Genomic DNA, 22,533 nt, shown 5'->3' on the forward strand with positions numbered 1-22,533 from the left:
TCCTCAGCTGAAGAAATATTTCTGGTTCAACGACACTGTCGTCAGCGGCGGAACGGTCGCGTGCTTGCCGTCCACGGTCACGGCGAAGGTCTCCGGACTGACCTCGATCTTCGGCGTGCCGGTATTGCGAACCATGTTCTGCTTTCCGATCTTGCGCACGTTCCGCACCGGCATCACCTGGCGGCGCAGACCCAGCCGTTCCTTGACGCCCGCGGCATGCGCGGCGCCGGAGACGAAGGTGATGCAATTGGCCGCCAGCGCATCGCCATAGGCGCCGAACATGGGCCGGTAATAGGTCGGTTGCGGCGTCGGCAGCGAGGCGTTCGGATCGCCCATCACCGCCCAACTGATGAAGCCGTTCTTGATCACGATCTTCGGCTTGGCGCCAAAGAAGGCCGGCTCCCACAGCACGAGATCGGCGATCTTGCCGACCTCGACCGAGCCGAGCACGTCTGCGATGCCATGCGCGATTGCGGGATTGATGGTGATCTTCGCGACGTAGCGCAGCACCCGGAAATTGTCGTTGCCCGGCGCGTCCTCCGGCAGCTTGCCCCGTCCGGTCTTCATCGCGTCCGCGGTCTGAATGCAGCGCAGCCAGCATTCCCCGATCCGTCCCATCGCCTGCGAGTCACTCGAGAACATCGAGATGACGCCGAGGTCCTGAAGGACGTTTTCCGCGGCGATGGTTTCAGCGCGGATGCGACTCTCGGTGAACGCGACATCCGAGGGGATGTCGGGGCTGAGGTGGTGACACACCATGATCATGTCGTAGAGCTCCGCCTGCGAATTGATGCCGTAGGGGAGCGTGGGATTGGTCGACGACGGCAGGACGTTGGGAAGCCCGGCGATCTTGATGATGTCGGGCGCGTGGCCGCCGCCGGATCCTTCGGTATGGAACGAATGAACCGTTCGCCCCTCGAACGCCGCGATCGAATCGTCGATGAAGCCGGATTCGTTCAGCGTGTCGGTGTGGATGCAGACCTGCGTATCGGTCTCATCGGCGACCGTGAGCGCGGAGCGAAGCACAGCCGGCGTGGTGCCCCAGTCCTCGTGGCATTTGACGCCGACCGCCCCCGCCTCGATCTGTTCAACCAAGGCCGCTTTGCCGTGGCCGTGTCCTTTGCCGAGAATGCCGACGTTGAGCGGCCAGTTCTCGAACGCGCGCAGCATCATGCTGATGTTGCCCGGCCCCGACGTGACCGTCGTGGCGTTGGATCCGTCCGAAGGACCGGTCCCGCCCCCGATCAAGGTGGTCGTGCCGTTCGAAAGCGCGGCCTCGGCCTGCTGCGGCGAGATGAAATGGATGTGCGTGTCGATGCCGGCGGCCGTCAGGATGAGATGCGAGCCCGAGATCGCGTCGGTCGCCAGACCCAGCTCCAGGCCGGGCGTGACGCGATCCATCGTCTGGGGATTGCCGGACTTCCCGATGGCACAGATGCGCCCATCCTTGATGCCGACATCGGCCTTCACGATGCCCAGCATCGCGTCGATGACGGTCACGTTGGTGATCACGAGGTCGGGTGCGCCGCCCGCCCGCGTCACCTGATTGTCCATGCCCATGCCTTCTCGCATGCTCTTGCCGCCGCCGAAGACGATTTCGTCGCCGTAGCCGCCGCGCAGGTCGCGCTCGATTTCAACGAACAGACCGGTATCGCCCAAGCGGATCCGGTCGCCTGTCGTCGGCCCGAACAGGCCGACATATTCCTGCCGGGAGATGGTCGCCATCACGGTCCTCGTTCAAGAAATTGCCACATCACGCCTTGGTCTGCGAGGAACGAAAGCCCCGTTCCGTGGCCAGCGCCACCGCCCTGGATTTCACCGTGGCGGCGTTCTTGCCGGCGGTCGGACCATCGACGAGATTGTTGAAGCCATAGACGGCGCGCTTGCCGCCGTAGGGAACGAGCTGAACCTCGCGCTCGTCGCCGGGCTCGAACCGCGTTGCGGTCGAGGACGGAATGTTCAGATGCAGGCCGAACGCCGCGGCGCGGTCGAATACCAGTGCGGGATTGACCTCGAAGAAATGGAAGTGCGAGCCGACCTGAATGGGGCGATCTCCGGCATTGCGCACCTTGAGCGCGGTCACCGGTCGATCGGCATCGAAGGTGATCGCCGCCGGGCTGCACACATAGCCGCCAACCGGTACACTCGACGTGGCCGGATCGACATCGGCGGCAATCTTGGGGCCCAGTTTTGGTCCGGCCATGTCGACCTCCTCCAAGCGTTCACTGGATCGGCGTATGCACCGTGACCAGGCGGCTGCCATCGGTGAACACGGCCTCGACCTGCACCATGGCGATGAGATCGGCGACGCCATCCATGACGTCGGCCTTGGTGAGAACGGTGCGCGCCTCGTTGGTGACGTCCTCGATCGTCTTGCCGGCGCGCGCGCCATCGAGGGCCGCCGCCGAAATCACGGCGACCGCTTCGGGATAGTTGAGCTTGAGGCCTTTGGCCCGTCGTTTCAGCGCCACGTCGGCCAACATGTGGACGAGCAGCTTGTCGAATTCTCGCGGGGTTAGCTGCATGGGATTCTCCCGAAGCCCGGCTCCCAAGGACCGCAATCACGTTGGAACAACTCTCCGGCAAGAATCATCCGGTGTTCTACTCAGTCGGAGATCGGGAAATACCAATGGGCCGATGTCGTCATGCTCGGCTCTTGCCTTGGTCAGTATGATGGCCTTTGATGAAGCTCACACCGAGGTGCGGCCATGGTGGCCCAGGCGACGAACCAGGCGACGAAGCGGTCTTTGCGAGGTTTCGAGCTCGGCACCGCCCTGCTGTTCGGCGGGCTCATCTTCGCCAATGCCGCGGCGTGGCTCTGGGCATTCGCGCTGTTCGCCGACCGTCCAGTGGTCATGGCCACCGCCCTGCTCGCCTGGGTGTTCGGCCTGCGTCACGCCGTCGACGCCGATCATATCGCCGCGATCGACAACGCGGTGCGCAAGTTGATCCAGGCGGGCGGTGCGCCGAAATGCGCCGGACTTTATTTCGCGCTCGGCCACTCCAGCGTGGTCGTGGCGGCGACCATGCTGCTGTCGGAAACCGCAATCGGCTTTTGGAGTGATGACAGCCCGGGCAGGCGCATTGGCGGCCTGATCGGCACTTCGGTTTCGGCCGGGTTTCTGCTGCTGATCGCGCTGATCAATCTTGCCATCTTCATCGGCCTGTGGCGCACCTTCCGATCTGTACACCGGAAGGCAAGCCACCATATGGAACACCTCGACGCTGCTCCCGGCGCGGGCGTACTTGCGCGCCTGCTCAACCCGGCGTTCCGCATCGTGACCAAGACCTGGCACATGTATCCGCTCGGCTTCCTGTTCGGGCTCGGCTTCGATACGGCAACCGCAATCGGCCTGATGAGCATCTCTGCAGCGGAAGCGGTTCGCGGCGGATCAGCCGGGAGCGTCCTGGTGTTTCCGGCATTGTTTGCCGCCGGCATGGCACTGGTCGACACTGCCGACAGTGTGTTGATGGTGAACGCCTATCGATGGGCCTTCGTCGATCCGCTGCGCAAGCTCTGGTACAATCTCACGATCACCGGGGCGTCGGTCGTCATCGCACTCTTCATCGGCGGGGTGGAGGCGCTCGGCCTGCTCGGCAGGCAGTTCGAGCTGTCAGGCCATTTGTGGTCGGCCATTGCCGGTCTCAACGAGAGCCTTGCGGATCTCGGCTTCATGGTGATCGGCCTGTTCGGGTTGGCTTGGCTCGTATCCGTCGCGCTGTACCGCGCATTCGTTGCAGATCGCGAGCCTCAGCGGAGCACGCGACGTCTCGCCTGTGCCGAGGCGCGCGACGTGGCGTGATGGCCTCAGGGCGCGACCAGCTTCTTGCGAATGGCATAACGGACGAGCTCGGCGGTGGATGACATCCTGAGCTTGCGCATGGCCGAGGCGCGGTGGGTCTCGACGGTCTTCACGCTCAGCTTCAGGATCGTGCTGATCGACTTGTTGGTATGCCCTTCCGCGATCAGCTGGACCACGCTCTGCTCGCGCGAGGTCAGCAGCATGTCGACCCGGTTCTGCTTGTTCATCTGGTAATCGTGAAGCAGCTTCTCCAGCAGGATGCTGGTGAAATAGGGCCTGCCGTCGAGCAGAGCCTCGATCGCGAAGATCAGGTGCTTGCGGGCGTCCGACTTGAACAGGAAACCGCGCACCCCCGCCAGGATGGCCTCGGTCAGAAGCTCCTCGCTCTCGTGCATCGTCAGGATCAGGACTTCGGCACGAAGATGGAGCGCCTTGAGGCGGCGACTGACCTCCAGGCCGTTCATGATCGGCATGGAATAGTCCACGATCAGGATATCCGGCCTGGTTTCGAGCGTCAGCGCAACCGCTTGCTCGCCGTTGGTCGCCTCTCCGCTCACGATCCAGTTGGAATGCGTTTCGACGATCGCGCGCAGACCGGAACGCACGACTTCATGATCGTCCGCAATCAAGATGCGCTTCACGGCATCGTTCCCGTTTTCCCGCTTTGCCCGCGAGGCCGTCAACGACGCTGGCGATCATAGGGGCAGCGGCCGCGGGCGTTATCCAGCAAAACCCTGATATTCCACGGCGAAGGTCCTGACGCCGGAACACCGCATCGATGTTCCAGTCTCAAGCCTCGACAAGTCCGGCCCGGACGGCGTAGCGAACCAGCCCTGCCGTCGAGTTCACCTCGAGCTTGCGCATCGCGGCCGCCCGGTGGGCTTCGGTCGTCTTGACCCTGAGGTTGAGGATCGCACTGATCCCCTTGTTGCTGTAGCCTTCGGCAACCAGCTTGACCACCAATTGCTCCCGCGCCGTGAGCTCGTCGTGGCGCTTGCCATCGGCTGCAGGCCCGCGATCGAGTTCCGCCGAGCAGCTTCTGTTGCAGAACGGCCTGTGCAGCAGCAGCGATTCGACTGCAGCAAGCAGCAGCTTGTTGGCATCGGACTTCACCAGGAATGCGCGCGCCCCGGCCTCGAACGCCTGCTGCGCCAGCAGGCCCGAATTGTGCACCGTGAAGATCAGCACCTCGGTCTGCAGCGGATAATCCCGGATCCGCCGCGCCACCTCGACGCCGGTCATGCGCGGCATGGAGAAGTCGACGATGGCGACATGGGGCCGGCTCTCGATCGCGGCGGCCACCGCCTTGCCGCCATCGTTCACCTCCGCCACCACCTCCCAATCCGCCCGCTGCTCGATCACCGCCCGTAATCCCGACCGTACCGCCTCGTGATCGTCGGCAATGAGAATTCGCTTCATGGCAGAACGCTCCGGTATCCTTTCACGGCGTTTCGGTCCGGACCCCGGACCTGGCACCGCGGGGGCTAGTGTTCTTTCCTCGACCGGGTCCCTGCGCGGGCCCTCGTCGTTGTCGTGTCTCTTCGCCGATTGTCCCCTGTCGCCAGGCCATAAGGAAACGCTGCGTACAAGACCGTGCCGGATTGCGGCGCTGCCCGATTGGGATGGATGTCGAGCGTGCCGCCAATCTCGTGCAGCCGTGCCCGCATCGCCGGAATTCCAACCCCGATCGATGCCGTCTTGGTGCCGCGCCGGCCGGGCTCTGCCGGGAGACCGCGTCCGTTGTCGCGGACCGTCATGTGGAACCAGTCGTCGGCCACATCGATGATGATCGCCACCTCCGTCGCCTTCGCGTGACGGAAAACGTTGGTCAGGGCCTCCTGGACGACGCGCAGCAACGAGCGCTTGGTTTCGTAGAGCAACCGATCGACCTCCGGCACGATGTCGACCGTCACCCGCAACGACGTGCGCGCCGCAAATCCTTCCGCGTATCGTTCAATGGTGGCCTTCAGGCCCTCTCCCGCCAGGTTCCGGGGGTGCAGCAGATAGGCAAAGGCGCGGATCTCCCGGAGCGCCTCATCAATCGACGCATCGATCTCGTCGCAAAGCTGCCCGGCCGAGGCCGTCTCGCCGAGATGGCTCCGGACCCGCATCAGGCCAAGGCTGGCGGCAATCAAATGCTGACAGGTCGAATCGTGAAGGTCCGACGCGATCCGTTGCTGGATGCCTTCCTGGATGGACAACAGGCCGACATCCATGGCGAGGCCGTCGTCGCATTCGATGACGCTCTCGCGGGAACCGTTGCGTATGGCACGATGGCTACCGATCAGTCTGACCACGCCGCCGACCGATGGATCGACGACCGGCATCACGATCGTTTCCATGTTCCGGGGCGAGCCGCCGAGCGCGAGACGCTGCCGGATGCGGATCTCGGCGCCTTCGGCGAGACACGCCCGAAGCGTCTCGCAGACGGCTCTGGCATCATCTCCGCTCATGCAGTCGAAGACATCCATGTTGCGGACGTCCTTCGACGAGAGGCCGAGATGAGATTCGAATTCAGGATTGATCGCCTCGTAGGCGAACCGCCCTTCAAAGGACGGGCGGACGACGAACAGAAGATCCGTCGAAAACTTCCAATGGAGCGCCTCGATCGACTCGTCAGAACCTATTCGCAGCCAGTTCCCGAGGCTGGTTCGAGGCAACTCGGTGGGGGGACGGCCATGCGGTTTCACGGTACGCGCTCACTCTATTCGGGCGCCTTTCGGCACCGAAAGTACGTCGAGGGCCCCCACCCGCAAAACATCCACAACCCGGCTCCGGAAAGCCCGCGCCCCCTGGAGCCAACTGACTATACACCCCGAACCGGGCTCACACCAACAGGTAGCATTGCGATGGGAATAAAATCTCGAATTCGTGACGCCCGCTCTGCGGGCGCACGACTATGCAGCTTGTGCCACGATCGCATGCGGCGCCCGGGTTCGGCCAGGAACGAGTAAAAGGCAGCAGATACGGATTTTTCGAACTGAGGTCCCTAAGCGAAATACGCGCCAGGCGCGAGCTCGCCCATCGGGACATTCATCCGCTGCCTCCAGGGTTTCATCCGATCCCGAAAGCGACGCTCGCGCGATAAGCTGAAAGGGGCTGTTCCGGTGCCTATCCTTCGACCCAACGGGAGGTGTCCATGTCGGATCTTGTCGCGATCGTGTATCCGTCCGAAGCGAAAGCCGAGGAAGTGCGTCAGCGACTGCTGAAGCTGCAAAAGGAATATCTGATCACCATCAGCGACGCCGTGATCGCGGTGAAGACGGATTCGGGCGGCATCAAGCTCAATCAGCTCGTCAACACGACCGCCATGGGCGCGATGACGGGCAGCTTCTGGGGTCTTCTCATCGGCGTCCTCTTTCTCAATCCGATCCTGGGGGTCGCGGTCGGCGCGGCGTCGGGCGCACTTGGCGGAGCGCTTTCCGACTTCGGCATCGATGATGCCTTCATGAAGAGCCTGTCCGCCAACCTCAAGTCCGGCAACGCGGCCCTTTTCGTGCTGATCAAGCACATGACCGCGGACAAGGTGATCAAGGAGATCAAGGACGCCGGCGGCGTGGTGCTCAAGACCTCGCTCGACGAGACCAAGGAAAAGATCCTGCGCGATGCCCTGGAGAGCGCTGTGGATCGGCCGGCGGCCTGAGCCGCCGTCCCTCCGCGTCTTTAGCGCCGGCCGCCGGCAAGGCGCAGCAGCATCAGGAACAGGTTCAGGAAGTTGAGATAGAGCGACAACGCGCCGATGACGGACTTGCGGCCTGCGGAGGTATGGTCATCGGCGCTGTCATACATCGCCTTGATCCGCTGCGTATCGTAGGCCGTAAGGCCGGCAAACACGCCGACGCCGACGATCGAGATCAGCCAATCGAGCGTGCTCGACGACAGGAACAGGTTGATCAGGCTCGCAATGATGATTCCGATCAGCCCCATGAACAGGAAGGTGCCGAGGCCGGAGAGATCGCGCCGCGTCGTGTAGCCGAAGATGCTGAGCGCGCCGAAACTCGCCGCGGCGACGAAGAAGACGCGGGCGATCGACGAGCTGGTATACATGTGCAGCAAGATCGAGAGCGATATGCCGATCAGGGCCGCATAGATGAAGAACAGCAGCCGCGCCGTCGGTACCGACAGCGTATTGATGCGCGAGCCGATGAAGAACACCAGCGCGAGCGGCGCCAAGATGAACAGCCACATCCATGGACTCTGGAGCAGCGCGGGACCGGTGATCTCGTAGGTCAGCCAGGCGACGAGCGCGGTCAGACCGACACCTCCAGCCATGTAGCCGTAAATCCGCAGCATGTAGTCGTGCAATCCGGCGTCCACCGCGCTCGCACTGCCGGCCGTCTGCGGAGTGGTCAGGTTCTGGTCGAGATTGGACATGGTTGGCCTCCTCTGGATCTTACAGAGGACAGCGACGCTATCGCTCGTGCCGGCCGAGCGACATCGGCCAATCACCCGAATGGTGCAGGCGGTAACCACCCGCGCGCTGCAACCGGCGAAGGGCCAAGCAGCCACCACCAGGCTCACGTTACCGATCCGCAAGACCATGGCGCCTAAGCCTTTCGGCGTAGGCGCCTTACGCCTTTGTCACTTGGAAGCCCGCGCCCGTCTGCCCTAATCCGGGGCATGCGCTTCTTCTTCCACATCGCTGACAAATACGGTGTCTGTCCCGATCGCATCGGACAGGACTGCATCGATCAGGATGCGGCCGTCCGGCATGCCCGGCATCTTGCCGCCGAACTCGCCAGGGCCGGCGAGTTCTTCCGCGGCAGCGTCGTGCTCGTTGCCGTGCGGCCGGCCTCCGCCTCCTGTTCGTGAGCGCCTGGGCGCCGCCTCTTTAGTCGCAGCGCCCTGACGGCGTTGCGCGTCGACTGCGCCTGCCGATTTCCTGCCCTCACCGCCTACAGAGAATCCCCGATGTGCGCACACCACACGCACTTCTAAGATTGCCTGCCGTCGGAGCCGTCTCGATCCGAGGCATGGTCCCCTGAGTGCATGGAGGCGGGCAATGAACATTCACGCCATTGGTCGCGGCCTGATCTTGGCCGGATTGGTGGCCACCGCCATCCCATCCCTCTCGATCGCGCAACCGAAGGACACTGGCGCGGCGGCACCAGCGCAGACAGGTGCGGCTGCGCCGGAGGAGGCAGTTCCCAACACCAACACCAATCCGTTCAAGCACCGCTACTGGCGTCATCGCGGCGGCCGACACCCGCATTATGGCAGCCGTCGCGTCCGTACCTGATGCCATTGCGGAGGCGCCCCACGGCCGGCAGCGGCATTGCGCCGGAGATGCCTGGCGATGGATCGACCGATGAGCGATTCCAGGATGGGACCAGATCGATTCCGCGAGGTCGTTCTGACCGCTGCCGAACGGCCGGACGGCGCCGAGCAACCAAGGAGCATGCTCGCCGTCGGCCTCTCCCTGCTCGCCGCGGGCGTTGCCCTGTTCCTGATATGGCAGACAGTCTCCAGCCTGCTCATCGTCTTCGCCGGCGTGCTGTTCGCGGCCTTGCTCGACGCCGCCGCGCGAGCGCTGGCTTCGATCGTTCCGATCAGCCGCGCCTGGCGTCTGACGCTCGTGCTTCTGCTGCTGTCCGCACTCTCAGGCTTTGGCATTGCCTGGGGCGCGGGCAAGTTGCCGGAACAGACGCGTTTGCTGCTGAAAGTCATGGATGCCCAAGTCGACGTGCTCCAGGAGCACTTGCTGTCATATGGCGTGGACCTGCTCGGCCCGGAATGGGGCCGCGACTTCGCTCAATGGCTGTTCGCCGATCAGGGCCGGTTCTTCAGCCACGCTCAATTTCTGCTCGGCGGGGCATCGAGCTTCCTGTCCGCCGTGCTCGTGATCCTGTTCCTCGGCATCCTCTTCGCCTTCGATCCCACCGGCCATCGCGAAAGCCTGGTCATGCTGGTCAAGCACTCATACCGCGCCCGTGCGCGCGCCGTGATGGATGAGATGGGCAGCATCATGCGGCTCTGGTTTGTCGGTCAGTTGATCCGCATTGCCCTGATGACGTTGTGCGTCTGGATCGCACTCTATCTCATTGGGCTGCCCGGGCCTTTCGTGCTGGGGCTTCAGGCAGGCCTGTCGAACTTCATTCCCTATCTCGGCCCGATCGTTGCCGCGATCCCGATCGCGCTCGTGGCAATGCCGCTCGGCGCATCGCTGCTGATCTGGGCCGTCGTGATCTACACCATCATCCAGTCGATCGAAGGGTATGTGATCGGTCCCCTGATCCAGCGCCAGGCGGTCGAGATTCCGCCGGCCTGGACATTGGTCGCGATCGTCCTCCTCGGCTCCCTGTTCGGCGTCCTCGGCATCGCGCTCGCGATGCCGCTCGTCGCCATCGGCCGGGTCGCGATCATCAGGTTCTATGTCGAGGACTATCTTGGCGACGATCCGAGGCCGGCAACGATTGCGAGCGATCAGTCATGAGCGGAATTGACGCGCAGCAAAGCGATCTCCCCGAGACCGCCCCGACGCGATCGGGGACGGCTCAATTCATGTGGCAGCAGCTTCCCTATCTGGTTGCGCTGCTGCTCGCCATCGCGGGCGTCGCCTATACCAACGTCTCGCACCAGCCTTTGACCGGCTATTGGGAATTTCTGGCGCTCGCCATCGGCGTCGTCTGCGTCGTGACCAAATGGCCGGAGACCGATGGCAGAGACAACCAGTTCCGCCTGATCTGGACACAGGCGCTGCACTGGATCGCAGTCCTGGTCACGATGAACATCATGCTGATTTCCGGCGTCCAGCAATTGCTGCCCACGCCGGCAACCGGCCTCGTCCTGCTGACCTTGCTTGCGCTCGGTACGTTCCTTGCGGGCGTAAGCCTGCTGTCGGTGCAGATCAGCTTTCTTGGCCTTGCGATGGGCGCGGCCGTGCCGGCGATCTCCTGGCTGAAGCAATCCATCTTCTTTTTCCTGCTCGGCGCCGTGCTGCTGATCGGGCTCGCCATCTCGTTCTGGCTGCGCCAGGACCGCAGGCGGCCGCACGTCGCCCCGCGAACGAGCAACCAGGCGGAGGATTGAATGCACAAGTTCCGGCATGTTGCAGCCATCGCTGCGTTGACATGGTTTTGCGGTGTCGCACCACCCGCGCAGGCCGAAACATTCCGGGTCGGCAGGCTGTTGTGCTGGTCGACGCCGCGCGTCGGACTGGTGCTCGGATCGGCGCAGTCGCTGCGCTGCACGTTCTACAGACGGCACCCGCAGCGGACATATATCTACGAGGGACGGATCAGGCGCGTCGGCCTCGACATCGGCGTAACCAGCGCCGGCACCCTGTCCTGGGTCGTGTTCGCCAAGAACTCGCGGATCGGTCCCGGTACCTTGCGCGGCCAATATGTCGGTGCAAGCGGCAATGTCGCGTTAGGTCCTGGCCTCGGCGCCAACGTTCTGATCGGCGGCTCTCGCCGGAGCGTCATGCTTCAGCCGCTGTCGATCGAACGGTCGATCGGACTGAACCTCGCCGCTGGCGTGACCAATCTGACGCTGGGACCGCGGGGGCGAGGATGAATCGCGCTCGCGATCCTGCGCGGGATCGACGGAGCGGATGCGGCTATTTCCACCCCGTTGCGCGACAAAGCGGCCCGGCTCATGACACCTAATCGAAAACGCTGGCTGATCGCCCTCGTTGCCGTCGCACTCTGCGTCGGCGGCTACTTCGCTTGGCAGGCGTTTAGGGGCGACAGTCTTCCAAGCGGATTCGCCAGTGGCAACGGCCGCATCGAGGCGGTCGAGATCGATATCGCCACCAAGACACCGGGGCGCATTCGCGACATCCTGGTGCGCGAAGGCGATCTGGTCTCGGCCGGACAGGCGCTGGCGCAGATGGATACGGTGCAACTCGAGGCGCAGGCCCGCCAGGCACAGGCCCAGCTGCGACGTGCCAAGATCGGAATCGAGACGGCCAAGAGCCTCGTCACCCAACGTGAGGCCGAGAAGAAAACGGCGACCGCGGTGATCGCGCAGCGCAGCGCGGAGTACGATGCAGCCGACCGGAGGCTCCAGCGCTCCGAACAGCTGATCAGGACCAGTGCCGTGTCCCAGCAGGTGCTCGACGACGACCGCGCGACCGCCAACGGCGCACGCGCAGCCGTCGCGGCGGCGGAAGCCCAGCTCGCCGGCTCGGAAGCCGCCATCGGTGCGGCCGAGGCGCAAGTGGTCGATGCGGAGGCTGCGGTCGAGGCGGCGAAAGCCTCGATCGAGAGCATCAAGGCCGATCTGAACGACTCGACGCTTCGCGCGCCACGTGACGGGCGTGTCCAGTTCCGCGTCGCCCAGCCTGGCGAGGTTCTCAGCGCCGGCGGACGCGTGCTCAATCTCGTCGATCTCGGCGATGTCTTCATGACCTTCTTCCTGCCGACGGCACAGGCTGGCCGTGTCGCGATCGGTTCGGAGGTCCGGCTCGTCCTCGACGCCGCGCCGCAATGGGTCATTCCCGCCAGAGCGACGTTCGTCGCCAGCGTCGCTCAATTCACGCCGAAGACGGTCGAAACCGAGGTGGAACGCGAGAAGCTGATGTTCCGGGTCAGGGCGCACATTGCGCCGGATCTGCTGCGGAGGAATATCGAGCAGGTCAAGACCGGCCTGCCGGGCCGCGCCTTCGTTCGCCTCGATCCCTCCGCCGAATGGCCGGCGCGGCTCACCGAAAATCTGGTCAAATGAGCGACAGGCCCGATCCACCGCCGGTGATACGGCTCGAGGCGGTCGGGCTGTCCTACGGCACGACGCGCGCGCTTGACGGCATCACGCTCGAGATTCCGCCGGCACGCATGGTCGGCTTGATCGGCCCCGACGGCGTCGGCAAGTCGAGCCTGCTGTCGATCGTCGCAGGGGCGCGCGCGATCCAGCAAGGCCGTGTTCTCGTGCTCGGCGGCGACATGGCCGATGCCGCTCACCGGCGACAGACCTGCCCGCAAATCGCCTACATGCCGCAAGGTCTCGGCAAGAACCTCTACCCGACGCTGTCCGTGTTCGAGAATGTCGATTTCTTCGGTCGTCTGTTCGGTCACGATCGGCACGAACGCGAGGAGCGAATAGGCCAGCTCCTGAGGGACACCGGCCTTGCGCCGTTCGCCGGCCGGCCGGCGGGCAAGCTGTCCGGCGGCATGAAGCAGAAGCTTGGCCTGTGCTGCGCGCTGATCCACGATCCAGACCTGCTGATCCTCGACGAGCCGACCACCGGCGTCGATCCGCTCTCGCGTCGCCAGTTCTGGGAGCTGATCGAGGGCATTCGGAAAGATCGCCCCGGCATGAGCGTCATCGTCGCCACCGCCTATATGGAGGAAGCGGCACGGTTCGACTGGCTCGTGGCGATGGACGATGGGCGGGTGCTCGCAACCGGCACGCCAGCAGAGCTGCTGCGGCAGACAGATACCGACAATCTCGATTCCGCCTTCATCGCCCTGCTCCCGGAGGAGCAACGTCGGGCCCACAGGGAGGTGGTCATCCCGCCTCGCGGAAGCGACCAGGGCGACGACGTCGCGATCGAAGCCGAGCGGCTCACGGTCAGGTTCGGCGACTTCACCGCTGTCGACCAGGTGAGCTTTCGCATCGCCCGCGGCGAGATCTTCGGCTTCCTCGGCTCCAACGGCTGCGGCAAGACCACGACGATGAAGGTGCTCACCGGGCTGCTGCCGGCCAGCGAGGGTGAAGCGCGCCTGTTCGGACACGAGGTCGACCCCAGAGACATGAATGTCCGCAGCCGCGTCGGCTACATGTCGCAGGCATTCTCGCTCTATAGCGAGCTGACCGTCCGTCAGAACCTGGAGCTGCATGCGCGCCTGTTCCGCCTTGCACCGGATACGATCGACAACCGGGTCCGCGAGATGGTCGAACGCTTCGATCTCGCTGGGGTCATCGACGCCCTGCCCGACGCTCTGCCGCTCGGCGTCCGCCAGCGCCTGTCGCTTGCGGTCGCCATGATCCACGCGCCCGATATCCTGATCCTGGACGAGCCGACCTCCGGCGTCGATCCGATCGCACGCGATGGCTTCTGGCAGATCCTGTCCGACCTCTCGCGGCACGACAACGTCACGATCTTCGTCTCCACCCATTTCATGAACGAGGCGGAACGCTGCGACCGCATCTCGCTGATGCACGCCGGCAAAGTGATGATCAGCGACACCCCGGCGGGAATTGCCGCCCGGCGCGGCGGCGGCAATCTCGAACAAGCCTTCGTGGCCTACCTGGAGGATGCAATCGCGGCAACGAATCCGGCCGGGGCATCGCCAGCGCCGCAAATCACGGGCGAGACGGCTGAGAAGGCGCACGGCGCCTTGCGCGTCTTCGATCCGCGCCGCATGTTCGCCTATACCCAGCGCGAGGCGCTCGAGCTCAGGCGCGATCCGATCCGCGCCACACTTGCGATCCTCGGCAGCCTGATCCTGATGTTCGTGATGGGCTACGGCATCAACATGGACGTCGAGAACCTTTCTTTCGCCGTCATAGACCGCGACGACAGCACGATCAGCCGCGACTACATGCTCCAGATCGCAGGTTCACGCTATTTCACCGAGCTTGCGCCGATCACCGACTATGACGATCTCGATCGCCGCATGCGCAACGGCGAGCTCAGTCTTGCGATCGAGATTCCGCCCGGATTCGGCCGCGACGTCGCGCGCGGCAGCAACGTCAAGATCGGCGCGTGGGTCGACGGCGCAATGCCGTCCCGTGCCGAGACGGTGCGCGGCTACGTGCAGGCGATGCACGCGACCTGGCTGGCACAGCGCGCCCGGCAGCTCCATGGCAGCGCCGCCGCCACCGGCGACTTCCAGATCGAGGTCCGTTTCCTCTACAATCCCGCCATCAGGAGCATCGTCGCGATGGCGCCGGCCGTGATCCCGATCCTGCTCCTGATCATTCCCGCCATCCTGGCGACGCTGAGCGTCGTGCGGGAGAAGGAGCTCGGATCGATCATCAACTTCTACGTCACCCCGGTGACGCGGCTCGAATTTCTCGTCGGCAAGCAGCTTCCCTATGTGGCGCTGGCGATGCTGAATTTCCTGCTCTTGACCACCTTTGCCGTGTTCGTCTTTCGCGTCCCCTTCACGGGCAGCTTCGCCACCTTCGCCTCGGCCGCGCTGCTGTACGTCATCATCACGACTGCGATGGGCCTCGTGATCTCGTCGTTCATGGCGAGCCAGATTGCCGCGATTTTCGCGACGGCGCTGCTTACCATGATCCCGGCCACGCAATATTCGGGACTGGTCGATCCGGTCTCCTCGCTCCAGGGCGCGGGCGCCGTCATCGGACGAATCTATCCGACCTCCCACTTCGTCACCATTACGCGCGGCACCTTCTCGAAGGGTCTCGACTTCGGCGATCTGTCCGAACCCTTCCTCGCTCTTGCCGTCACGGTCCCGGTGCTGCTCGCGCTCGGCGTCGCGCTTCTCAAGAAGCAGGCAAGCTAGATGCAGATGGGCAATGTCATTCAGCTCGGCATCAAGGAGCTCCGCGGGCTCCTCCGCGATCCCATGATGCTCATACTGATCGTCTATGCCTTCACGATCTCGATCTATACCTCTTCCAGCGCACAACCGGAGACCCTCAACCAGGCCGCGATCGCCATCGTCGACGAGGACAGCTCGCCTGCCGCGTCGCGCATCATCACGGCGTTCAGCCCGCCCTATTTCACGATTCCCCGGCTGATCCCGCAATCCGAGATGATGGCCCGCATGGATTCGGGGCTCGACACCTTTGCGCTCAACATCCCGCCGAATTTCCAGCGCGACCTCCTCGCGCAAAGATCGCCCGCCGTCCAGCTCAATGTCGATGCAACCCGGATGTCGCAGGCCTTCACCGGAAGCGGCTACATCCAGTCCATCGTCACCGACGAGGTCAGCGAATTCCTGTCCCGCTATCGCTCGGCCGCGCCGCTGCCGATCGATCTGGCGCTCCGCGCACGCTTCAATCCCGAGCTCAACAGGACCTGGTTTGGAGCCGTCAACAACATCATCTCGTCGGTCACGATGCTGTCGATCATCCTGACCGGGGCAGCCCTGATCCGCGAGCGCGAGCACGGCACGATCGAGCATCTCATGGTCATGCCGGTGACCCCGTTCGAGGTCATGGCGAGCAAGATCTGGTCCATGGGGCTCGTCGTCTTCCTTGCAGCCAGCATGTCGCTCGTCTTCATCGTTCAGGGACTGCTGGCGGTCCGGATCGACGGCTCGATCCCATTGTTTCTGATCGGCACGGTGCTCTACCTCTTTGCGACCACCTGCATGGGCATCTTTCTCGCCACGTCCGCCGGCACGATGCCGCAGTTCGGTCTCCTGTTGATGCTGGTGCTGATGCCGCTGCAGATGCTGTCGGGGGCCACGACCCCGAGGGAGAGCATGCCTGAGATCATCCAGAACATCATGCTCGCCGCGCCGAACACCCATTTCGTGATCCTTGCCCAAGCCATCCTGTTTCGCGGCGCCGGTCTGACCGTGGTGTGGCCGCAGTTCGCTGCGTTGCTCGCGATCGGCGGAGTATTGTTCGTTCTGTCCCTTCGTCGCTTCAGGCAATTCCTGCAATGAGACTGGACGGTGCAGCCGTCTCCGAAGATCCGCACATTCCCGGCCCATGGCTCAGGGTTTCGTCGGATGTCGACAGCGCGGGTTCGCCACTAGCATCCGGAGCGTGCAGATCATCTCGGATCTGGAGGGATGGCGATGACGGTGTTTGACAGCCGCTCCCGCATCGAAGCTCTGGGGCCTCCGCCACTCTGGGTTTGCGCACTGCTCGGCATTGTCTTTATCGCGGCCGGCGCCCTCGCGCTCGGTGACGTCGTGTTCGCGACCATCATCAGCGTCAAGCTGATCGGGCTCACCGCCATCGCCGCCGGCGCGTTCGAGATCGCGCACGCGTTCTGGACCAAGGGATGGGGCGGATTCCTCTGGCAGGTCCTGCTCGGCGCGCTCTATCTCGCCTTCGGTCTGCTGCTGCTCACCCAGCCCGCCTCCGGCGCGCTGATCCTGACTAATTTGCTCGGCGCGGTGCTGTTCGCATCGGGCGTCATCCGATTCGTGCTGAGCTTTGCCCATTGGCGGCAGAACGGCTGGACGATGCTGATCTCCGGCGCTTTCGCGATCGTCGCGGGCGTGCTCATCCTGTTCGGCTTCCCGACCATCAGCGCCTGGGCGCTCGGATTCCTGCTCGGCGTCGACCTGATCGCGCACGGCCTGGCATGGCTGGTCTACGCGCTGCAATCGGCACGGACGACCGCATAACAAAGGAGAAGACGTAATGGACGTTTCCAGCCGCCGCGCCTTCCTCGGCTTCGCAACCAATGCACTTGCTGCCGCTGCGATCGGCGCTGCCGGCGCTCGCCTCGTCGGCGTCGCGAATGCGATGCCGGCCGATCCCGCTCCCGGGCGTGGCAGCGAGCCCTTGGATGACGTGACACCGGCACAGTGGGGGCCAGGATGGGGTCCGGGTCCAGGCCCGGGATGGGGGCCGGGTCCGGGATGGGGCCGCCCGCCGCCACCGCGCCGGCGGCGCCGCTGGGTTTGCTGGTGGCATCGCGGGCGCCGTCATTGCGGCTGGCGCTGGAGATAGACGCAAGGTGATGGAGGACATGGTGCGCAACAAGAGCCAATGGGTCCTCGCCGCCGTGCTGGCAGCGCTGCTGGTGGCGGCGAGCTGGTTTTGTCTCTCGGTCTGGCGAGCGACTCCGGCGATGCCGACCTACGGAAACGTCATCCTGGCCGTGGCGGCGATCCTCGTTCTGGTGTCCGGCTGCGGCCTGATCGCGCTGATGTTCTACAGTCAGCGCAAGGGCTACGACGAGCCGGCGCGCAGCAACCGCACCACGCGGGACTAACGCTGTCTCCTGGTCGATGATCGAGCCGACAGGCCTTAAGCCTGGAGCAAGGAGCGAGCATGAACCTTGCTGACGTCCCGACCAGGCTGCTGGCGGCAAGCCTCCTGATGCTGGCAGCCGCCGGAGCCGCGCGGACACAGCCTGCTCCGTCCGCGCCCGCCGTCGGCGTCGTCGAGGCAACGCAGCGGCCGATCACCGAGACCGCCGAGTTTCTCGGCCGGATCGAGGCGATCAATCGGGTCAACATCGCCGCCCGCGTCACCGCCTTCCTGGAGCAGCGCCTGTTCACCGAGGGCGCCGAGATCAAGAAGGGCGATGAGCTCTATCGCCTGGAGCGCGGCCCGTTCGAGGCAGACGTCGCCGCCAAGCAGGCGCAGGTCGCGCAGCTCGAGGCAACGCTGGAGAATGCCAGGCTGACGACCGAGCGCGCGCGCACCCTGCTCGGCGGGCCGGCCGGTCAGCAATCGACCTACGACGCCGCGATCGCGAACCAGCGCAGCCTGGAGGCCCAGGTCAAGGCCGCGCAGGCACAGGTCGAGGCCTCCCAGATCAACCTCGACTACACCGTGATCAGCGCGCCGATCGACGGCAAGATCGGACGCACGGCCGTGACCGAAGGCAATATCGTCAGTCCGAGCTCGGGTGTGTTGACCACGATCGTCAGCCAGGATCCGATGTATGTCACCTTTCCCGTACCGCTGCGTCAGGGGCTGGAGCTGCGCGAACGATACGGCCCGCAAGGCGGCCTCGAAGCGGTTGCCATCAGGCTGCGACTTCCCGACGGACGCATGTACGGGCAATCAGGCAAGCTGAATTTCGTCGACAACAGCATCGCGCAGAACACCGACACGATCACCGTACGCGGAGAGATCGCCAATCCGATCCTGCGCGCTCCATCAGCCGCAGGCGTGACGGTTCACGAGCTCACCGACGGCGAATTCGTCACCGTCGTGCTCGAAGGCGTCCAGCCGGTCGAGGTGCTGGCGATCCCACGCTCGGCAGTGCTGTCCGATCAGCGCGGCGATTACGTCCTCGTGGTCGGCGCCGACAACAAGGCCGAGCAACGCCGCATTCAGCTCGGACAGTCGACGCCGACGATCGCTTCCGTCATCAACGGGCTTGCAGCCGGCGAGAAGGTGATCGCCGAGGGCTTGCAGCGGGTCCGTCCGGGACAGGCGGTTGCGCCCGAGCCGGCAAGCGCGCTGATTCTGTCGAGCATGAAGGCTCCGGCGGGCGGCGCGGCTTCACCGGCCGATCATGGCACGTCCGCTCCAACGCGCCCCGGCGGCCGGCCATGATATCGAGCGTTTTCATCGACCGTCCCCGGCTTTCGATGGTGATCGCCTTTGTCATCACCATCGCCGGTGCGCTGGCGCTCACGCAGATTCCGGTGGCGCAGTTTCCGGACATCGTGCCGCCGCAGGTCACTGTCGCCGCGACGTTCCCCGGCGCCTCCGCTGAGGTCGTGGAGAGCAGCGTCGCGCAGCCGCTGGAAGCGCAGGTGATCGGCGTCGACCGCGCGCTCTACATGAAATCGACCAGCGGCAATGACGGCAGCTATACGCTCACGGTGTCCTTTGCGCTCGGCACCAATCCCGACATCAACACCGTCAACGTCAACAACCGCGTGCAGAGCGCCCAGTCGCAATTACCCACGGAAGTGCAGCAGCAGGGCGTGACGGTGCAGAAGCGATCCTCCTCGATCCTGCAGTTCCTGGTGCTCTACAGCGCGGACGGCCAGCAGGACCCGCTCTTCATCACCAACTACGCCATCATCAACGTGCTCGACGCGATTGCGAGCACGCCCGGCGTCGGTCAGGCGAACCTGTTCGCCAAGATGAATTATTCGATGCGGATCTGGTTCGACACGCAGCGGCTGACCAGTCTCAACCTGACCCCGTCGGACGTGATCGCCGCGATCCGCGCGCAGAGCGTCCAGGCTCCCGTCGGCCGCATCGGCGCGCGGCCGATCAGCGACGACCAGCAATTCCAGTTCAACGTCCAGACCCAGGGCCGGCTGGCAACCGTCGACCAGTTCGCGAGCATCGTGCTGCGCGCCAATCCGGACGGATCGTCACTGCTTGTGCGCGACGTCGCCCGTGTCGAGATGGGCGCGCAGAATCTCGATAGCGAAGCGCGGATCGACGGGCGCGCAGCCGTTCCGATCGCGATCTATCTCGCGCCGGGCGCCAATGCGGTGACGACCGCACGCGCCGTGGCGGACACCATGCAGCGTCTCTCCACCCGGTTTCCCCTGGGGCTCAGCTATCTCGTGCAATACGACTCCACGACCTTCGTGCGGGACACCATCGCCGAGGTGCTGCGGACCCTGGGCGAAGCGTTCGTCCTCGTGGTGGCCGTGGTCTATCTGTTCCTCGGAAGCCTGCGTGCGACGGCGATTCCGGCCGTCGCCGTCCCGGTGAGCCTTGTCGGCACCTTCGCCGTCCTACTCGTGTTCGGCTATTCCGCCAATACGGTGTCCCTGCTCGCAATGGTGCTCGCCATCGGCATCGTCGTGGATGACGCCATCGTCGTGGTGGAAAACGTCGAGCGCGTCATGGCGGAGGAGCCTCGGCTGTCTCCGGCCGAGGCCAGCAAGAAGGCCATGAGCCAGATCACCGCGCCGATCATCGCAATCACGCTGGTGCTGCTCTCGGTGTTCGTGCCGATCGCATTCATTCCCGGCATCTCGGGCACGCTGTTCCGCCAGTTCGCGGTGACGATCAGCGCCGCGATGATGATCTCGGCATTGAATGCTCTGACGCTGTCGCCGGCGCTCTGCGCGCTGCTGCTGCGGCACAGCGGTCCGCGCCGCGGCATCATGGGCCGCGTGCTCGGCGGAATCGACTGGGTGCGCGACCGTTACAGCGGCGCCGTTGGCCGGCTGGTGCGTGTGGCCGCCCTGTCGCTGCTGCTGGTGGCGGTCTTTGCCGGCGGGATCTTCGGCCTGTCGCTCGTGACCCCGACGGGGTTCCTGCCCGAGGAGGACCAGGGCGCCTTCTTCACCTCCGTGCAGCTGCCAGACGGCGCCTCGGTGGCGCGGACCAGCGAGGTCACCCAGCAGGTCGAGGCCATCCTGAAACAGATGCCGGCGGTCGACCACGTCCTTGCGGTGATCGGGTTTTCCCTGCTCGACGGCGCTTCCGAACCGAACAGTGCGCTCGTGGTGGCGCGGCTGAAGCCGTTCGCGGATCGCAACACGGCGGCGGATTCCGCACAGGCGCTCATCGCCAAGATGTTTGCAGCCGGCGCACAGATCCGGCAGGCCAACGTCCTGCCGTTCAACCTGCCGCCGATCATCGGGCTCTCCACCGGCGGCGGATTCGAATATCAGTTGCAGGCGCTGGAGGGACAGAGCCCGGCCGCGATCTCCAGCGTCACCAATGCGCTGATCGGCGCGGCCAATGCCGATCCCCGGCTCACGCGCGTGTTCTCCACGTTCACCGCGACAAATCCGTCGCTCTACCTCGACATCGACCGCCGCAAGGCGCAGGCGCTGGGCGTCACGATCAGCGACATCTTCACCGCCCTCCAGGCCACGCTCGGCGGAATCTACGTGAACAACTTCAACCTGTTCGGCCGGACCTGGCAGGTCAACCTCCAGGGCGCGGCGTTCGACCGGGCCGACATCTCCGACATCTGGCGGATCTATGTGCGCAACAGCACCGGCCAGATGGTCCCCTTGAGATCGCTGGCCGGGCTCAAGATCGTGACGGGCCCGCAAGTCATCACCCGCTACAACAACTATCGCTCGGTGACCGTCAACGGCAGCCCCGCGCCGAACATCTCATCGGGCACCGCGATCGCCGCGATGGCGCAGATCTCGGACAACGTCCTGCCGTCCGGCTACAGTTTCGCGTGGACCGGCACCGCCTATCAGGAGCAGCAGGCCGCCGGCCAGACCGGCATCGTGCTGATGCTCGCCGTGCTGTTCGCCTATCTGTTCCTGGTTGCGCTCTATGAGAGCACGGTGATCCCGATTCCCGTGCTGCTGTCGGTCGTGGTCGGCGTGCTCGGATCCTATCTCGGCATCAAGCTCGCGGGCCTCAATCTCGATCTCTACGGCCAGATCGGGCTCGTGGTCCTGATCGCCCTCGCCGCCAAGAATGGCATCCTGATCGTCGAATTCGCCAAGGAGCAGCGCGAGGCCGGCGTCGCGCTCGACGAAGCCGCCATCCAGGGCGCCCACATGCGCTTTCGCGCCGTCATGATGACGTCGGCCGCCTTCATCCTCGGCCTGTTGCCGCTCGTGATCGCGACCGGCGCCGCCGCGCTCAGCCGGCGCGCGGTGGGCACGGCCGTGTTCGCCGGCATGCTGGCCGCAAGCTCGATCGGGATCTTCCTGGTGCCGATGCTCTATGTCGTCTTTCAGCGCATGCGCGAGCGCGCGAAAGCGGCGCTCAAGCGCGCGCCGCTCCGACACGATCGCGACAGCAGAGCGACGACCGACAACTGAACCATCGTGAGCCGCCGGACCTCGCGTCTGGCGGCTCTGAGTAGATTGCCGCGGTCAAGTCCTTCGCCCCGCGCTGACCATAGGCGTGTCAACTCTTCGGGGCGAACAGGCCGCCGGCCGCCTTCATCGCCGACTCGCCCATCGTCCTCGCCTGATCTGTCAGGGCCCGCATCTGGTCCTGGAAGAAATCGGCCTGGAGCTTGAGTGCGTCCTGCATGTCCTTGGCTTGGATCAGCTTGTCGCCAAGGTCGAAGGTCGCGGAGACGTTGCGCTGCATGAAGCTGGAGAATTCCTTGGCCTGGTTCGCGATCGGCAGCGGGGAGGAGGCAAGTCCCTTCTCCAGCATCTCGAAATATTCCGCATTGGCCTTGCGCAGGCGGCCGAGCGCCTCGGCCAAAGCCGTACGGACACCTTCGGCGGAGGAATTGATCTCAGGCATGACGTCTCTCCCTTCGAGGAAT

Annotated in this window: 22 protein-coding genes; 14 read left to right on the top strand and 8 right to left on the bottom strand. The window is 64.6% G+C overall.

The window, feature by feature from the left end; translation table 11 throughout:
• Positions 1-3 precede the first annotated feature (3 nt).
• From AAFG16_RS31805 to AAFG16_RS31815, 3 genes are read right to left on the bottom strand one after another with little or no spacing between them, the layout of a single operon-like run.
• Positions 4-1,725, bottom strand: a complete 1,722-nt coding sequence (locus AAFG16_RS31805; protein WP_283080421.1) for an urease subunit alpha — start codon at positions 1,723-1,725, stop codon at positions 4-6.
• 28 nt (positions 1,726-1,753) lie between these two features.
• Positions 1,754-2,203 carry an urease subunit beta gene (locus tag AAFG16_RS31810; protein WP_283080422.1) on the bottom strand — a complete coding sequence of 150 codons (450 nt, stop codon included), beginning with the start codon at positions 2,201-2,203 and terminating at the stop codon, positions 1,754-1,756.
• 19 nt (positions 2,204-2,222) lie between these two features.
• Entirely contained in the window at positions 2,223-2,525 is a 303-nt protein-coding gene (locus AAFG16_RS31815) for an urease subunit gamma (RefSeq protein WP_342731639.1), read from the bottom strand.
• Between the two features lie 183 nt (positions 2,526-2,708).
• Between AAFG16_RS31815 and AAFG16_RS31820 the strand changes: the two genes are divergently transcribed.
• The gene (locus AAFG16_RS31820; RefSeq protein WP_342731641.1) at positions 2,709-3,803 is read left to right on the top strand and encodes a HoxN/HupN/NixA family nickel/cobalt transporter; all 1,095 of its coding nucleotides are present in this window, start codon (positions 2,709-2,711) and stop codon (positions 3,801-3,803) included.
• Positions 3,804-3,808: 5 nt separating this feature from the next.
• Here the strand turns inward: AAFG16_RS31820 and AAFG16_RS31825 are convergent, their stop codons facing one another.
• The 3 genes from AAFG16_RS31825 to AAFG16_RS31835 all read right to left on the bottom strand — a co-directional run bounded on the left by AAFG16_RS31825 (position 3,809) and on the right by AAFG16_RS31835 (position 6,493).
• A complete protein-coding gene (locus tag AAFG16_RS31825) occupies positions 3,809-4,444 on the bottom strand; it encodes a response regulator transcription factor (protein WP_342731643.1) in 636 nt (211 codons plus the stop codon).
• 148 nt (positions 4,445-4,592) lie between these two features.
• A complete protein-coding gene (locus AAFG16_RS31830) occupies positions 4,593-5,222 on the bottom strand; it encodes a response regulator transcription factor (protein ID WP_342731645.1) in 630 nt (209 codons plus the stop codon).
• A 65-nt stretch (positions 5,223-5,287) separates the two neighbouring features.
• Complete coding sequence (locus AAFG16_RS31835) at positions 5,288-6,493, bottom strand: ATP-binding protein (RefSeq protein ID WP_342731647.1); 1,206 nt, start codon at positions 6,491-6,493, stop codon at positions 5,288-5,290.
• A gap of 449 nt (positions 6,494-6,942) precedes the next feature.
• Here AAFG16_RS31835 and AAFG16_RS31840 point away from each other — a divergent pair, with 449 nt between their 5' ends.
• Positions 6,943-7,446: a DUF1269 domain-containing protein gene (locus AAFG16_RS31840; RefSeq protein WP_283080428.1), complete on the top strand. Its 504-nt coding sequence runs from the start codon at positions 6,943-6,945 to the stop codon at positions 7,444-7,446.
• A 20-nt stretch (positions 7,447-7,466) separates the two neighbouring features.
• Here the strand turns inward: AAFG16_RS31840 and AAFG16_RS31845 are convergent, their stop codons facing one another.
• Complete coding sequence (locus AAFG16_RS31845; protein ID WP_283080429.1) at positions 7,467-8,177, bottom strand: Bax inhibitor-1/YccA family protein; 711 nt, start codon at positions 8,175-8,177, stop codon at positions 7,467-7,469.
• A gap of 246 nt (positions 8,178-8,423) precedes the next feature.
• On the opposite strand from AAFG16_RS31845, the gene AAFG16_RS31850 reads away from it, so the two are divergent.
• The 12 genes from AAFG16_RS31850 (at position 8,424) to AAFG16_RS31905 (ending at position 22,072) form a co-directional block, all read left to right on the top strand.
• Positions 8,424-8,615 carry a hypothetical protein gene (locus AAFG16_RS31850; RefSeq protein ID WP_342731650.1) on the top strand — a complete coding sequence of 64 codons (192 nt, stop codon included), beginning with the start codon at positions 8,424-8,426 and terminating at the stop codon, positions 8,613-8,615.
• Positions 8,616-8,805: 190 nt separating this feature from the next.
• Positions 8,806-9,042, top strand: a complete 237-nt coding sequence (locus tag AAFG16_RS31855) for a hypothetical protein (protein WP_342731652.1) — start codon at positions 8,806-8,808, stop codon at positions 9,040-9,042.
• 69 nt (positions 9,043-9,111) lie between these two features.
• Positions 9,112-10,236, top strand: coding sequence for an AI-2E family transporter (locus tag AAFG16_RS31860; protein ID WP_283080432.1), 1,125 nt, complete (start codon positions 9,112-9,114; stop codon positions 10,234-10,236).
• Positions 10,233-10,832, top strand: coding sequence for a hypothetical protein (locus AAFG16_RS31865; RefSeq protein ID WP_342731654.1), 600 nt, complete (start codon positions 10,233-10,235; stop codon positions 10,830-10,832). The genes AAFG16_RS31860 and AAFG16_RS31865 overlap by 4 nt, the downstream gene beginning before the upstream one ends.
• Positions 10,833-11,318, top strand: a complete 486-nt coding sequence (locus tag AAFG16_RS31870; protein WP_342731656.1) for a DUF992 domain-containing protein — start codon at positions 10,833-10,835, stop codon at positions 11,316-11,318.
• An 81-nt stretch (positions 11,319-11,399) separates the two neighbouring features.
• The gene (locus tag AAFG16_RS31875; RefSeq protein ID WP_283080435.1) at positions 11,400-12,470 is read left to right on the top strand and encodes an HlyD family efflux transporter periplasmic adaptor subunit; all 1,071 of its coding nucleotides are present in this window, start codon (positions 11,400-11,402) and stop codon (positions 12,468-12,470) included.
• Positions 12,467-15,217 carry a ribosome-associated ATPase/putative transporter RbbA gene (rbbA, locus tag AAFG16_RS31880; RefSeq protein WP_342731659.1) on the top strand — a complete coding sequence of 917 codons (2,751 nt, stop codon included), beginning with the start codon at positions 12,467-12,469 and terminating at the stop codon, positions 15,215-15,217. Before AAFG16_RS31875 ends, rbbA begins: the two co-directional genes overlap by 4 nt.
• Positions 15,218-16,330 carry an ABC transporter permease gene (locus AAFG16_RS31885; RefSeq protein ID WP_342731661.1) on the top strand — a complete coding sequence of 371 codons (1,113 nt, stop codon included), beginning with the start codon at positions 15,218-15,220 and terminating at the stop codon, positions 16,328-16,330.
• A 135-nt stretch (positions 16,331-16,465) separates the two neighbouring features.
• Positions 16,466-17,023 (top strand): HdeD family acid-resistance protein, encoded by a 558-nt coding sequence (locus AAFG16_RS31890; RefSeq protein ID WP_342731663.1) that lies wholly within the window; start codon positions 16,466-16,468, stop codon positions 17,021-17,023.
• Between the two features lie 338 nt (positions 17,024-17,361).
• On the top strand, positions 17,362-17,616 hold the full coding sequence (locus tag AAFG16_RS31895; protein WP_283087016.1) for a hypothetical protein: 255 nt from the start codon (positions 17,362-17,364) through the stop codon (positions 17,614-17,616).
• Positions 17,617-17,675: 59 nt separating this feature from the next.
• Positions 17,676-18,914 carry an efflux RND transporter periplasmic adaptor subunit gene (locus tag AAFG16_RS31900; protein WP_342731665.1) on the top strand — a complete coding sequence of 413 codons (1,239 nt, stop codon included), beginning with the start codon at positions 17,676-17,678 and terminating at the stop codon, positions 18,912-18,914.
• Positions 18,911-22,072, top strand: coding sequence for a multidrug efflux RND transporter permease subunit (locus AAFG16_RS31905; protein ID WP_342731667.1), 3,162 nt, complete (start codon positions 18,911-18,913; stop codon positions 22,070-22,072). Before AAFG16_RS31900 ends, AAFG16_RS31905 begins: the two co-directional genes overlap by 4 nt.
• 88 nt (positions 22,073-22,160) lie before the next feature.
• Here the strand turns inward: AAFG16_RS31905 and AAFG16_RS31910 are convergent, their stop codons facing one another.
• The gene (locus tag AAFG16_RS31910; protein ID WP_283080439.1) at positions 22,161-22,511 is read right to left on the bottom strand and encodes a phasin; all 351 of its coding nucleotides are present in this window, start codon (positions 22,509-22,511) and stop codon (positions 22,161-22,163) included.
• Positions 22,512-22,533 lie beyond the last annotated feature (22 nt).

It is taken from the genome of Bradyrhizobium sp. B117 (genome assembly GCF_038969555.1).
GTDB lineage: Bacteria > Pseudomonadota > Alphaproteobacteria > Rhizobiales > Xanthobacteraceae > Bradyrhizobium.

What these genes read in the sequence shown, in the direction of transcription:
- AAFG16_RS31850 (WP_342731650.1), top strand. Translation starts at nt 8,424, where the DNA reads ATGCGCTTCTTCTTCCACATCGCTGACAAATACGGTGTCTGTCCCGAT.
- AAFG16_RS31810 (WP_283080422.1), bottom strand. Translation starts at nt 2,203, where the DNA reads ATGGCCGGACCAAAACTGGGCCCCAAGATTGCCGCCGATGTCGATCCG.
- AAFG16_RS31840 (WP_283080428.1), top strand. Translation starts at nt 6,943, where the DNA reads ATGTCGGATCTTGTCGCGATCGTGTATCCGTCCGAAGCGAAAGCCGAG.
- AAFG16_RS31910 (WP_283080439.1), bottom strand. Translation starts at nt 22,511, where the DNA reads ATGCCTGAGATCAATTCCTCCGCCGAAGGTGTCCGTACGGCTTTGGCC.
- rbbA (WP_342731659.1), top strand. Translation starts at nt 12,467, where the DNA reads ATGAGCGACAGGCCCGATCCACCGCCGGTGATACGGCTCGAGGCGGTC.
- AAFG16_RS31855 (WP_342731652.1), top strand. Translation starts at nt 8,806, where the DNA reads ATGAACATTCACGCCATTGGTCGCGGCCTGATCTTGGCCGGATTGGTG.
- AAFG16_RS31905 (WP_342731667.1), top strand. Translation starts at nt 18,911, where the DNA reads ATGATATCGAGCGTTTTCATCGACCGTCCCCGGCTTTCGATGGTGATC.
- AAFG16_RS31860 (WP_283080432.1), top strand. Translation starts at nt 9,112, where the DNA reads ATGAGCGATTCCAGGATGGGACCAGATCGATTCCGCGAGGTCGTTCTG.
- AAFG16_RS31815 (WP_342731639.1), bottom strand. Translation starts at nt 2,525, where the DNA reads ATGCAGCTAACCCCGCGAGAATTCGACAAGCTGCTCGTCCACATGTTG.
- AAFG16_RS31820 (WP_342731641.1), top strand. Translation starts at nt 2,709, where the DNA reads ATGGTGGCCCAGGCGACGAACCAGGCGACGAAGCGGTCTTTGCGAGGT.
- AAFG16_RS31830 (WP_342731645.1), bottom strand. Translation starts at nt 5,222, where the DNA reads ATGAAGCGAATTCTCATTGCCGACGATCACGAGGCGGTACGGTCGGGA.
- AAFG16_RS31870 (WP_342731656.1), top strand. Translation starts at nt 10,833, where the DNA reads ATGCACAAGTTCCGGCATGTTGCAGCCATCGCTGCGTTGACATGGTTT.
- AAFG16_RS31865 (WP_342731654.1), top strand. Translation starts at nt 10,233, where the DNA reads ATGAGCGGAATTGACGCGCAGCAAAGCGATCTCCCCGAGACCGCCCCG.
- AAFG16_RS31895 (WP_283087016.1), top strand. Translation starts at nt 17,362, where the DNA reads ATGGAGGACATGGTGCGCAACAAGAGCCAATGGGTCCTCGCCGCCGTG.
- AAFG16_RS31900 (WP_342731665.1), top strand. Translation starts at nt 17,676, where the DNA reads ATGAACCTTGCTGACGTCCCGACCAGGCTGCTGGCGGCAAGCCTCCTG.
- AAFG16_RS31885 (WP_342731661.1), top strand. Translation starts at nt 15,218, where the DNA reads ATGCAGATGGGCAATGTCATTCAGCTCGGCATCAAGGAGCTCCGCGGG.
- AAFG16_RS31875 (WP_283080435.1), top strand. Translation starts at nt 11,400, where the DNA reads ATGACACCTAATCGAAAACGCTGGCTGATCGCCCTCGTTGCCGTCGCA.
- AAFG16_RS31805 (WP_283080421.1), bottom strand. Translation starts at nt 1,725, where the DNA reads ATGGCGACCATCTCCCGGCAGGAATATGTCGGCCTGTTCGGGCCGACG.
- AAFG16_RS31845 (WP_283080429.1), bottom strand. Translation starts at nt 8,177, where the DNA reads ATGTCCAATCTCGACCAGAACCTGACCACTCCGCAGACGGCCGGCAGT.
- AAFG16_RS31890 (WP_342731663.1), top strand. Translation starts at nt 16,466, where the DNA reads ATGACGGTGTTTGACAGCCGCTCCCGCATCGAAGCTCTGGGGCCTCCG.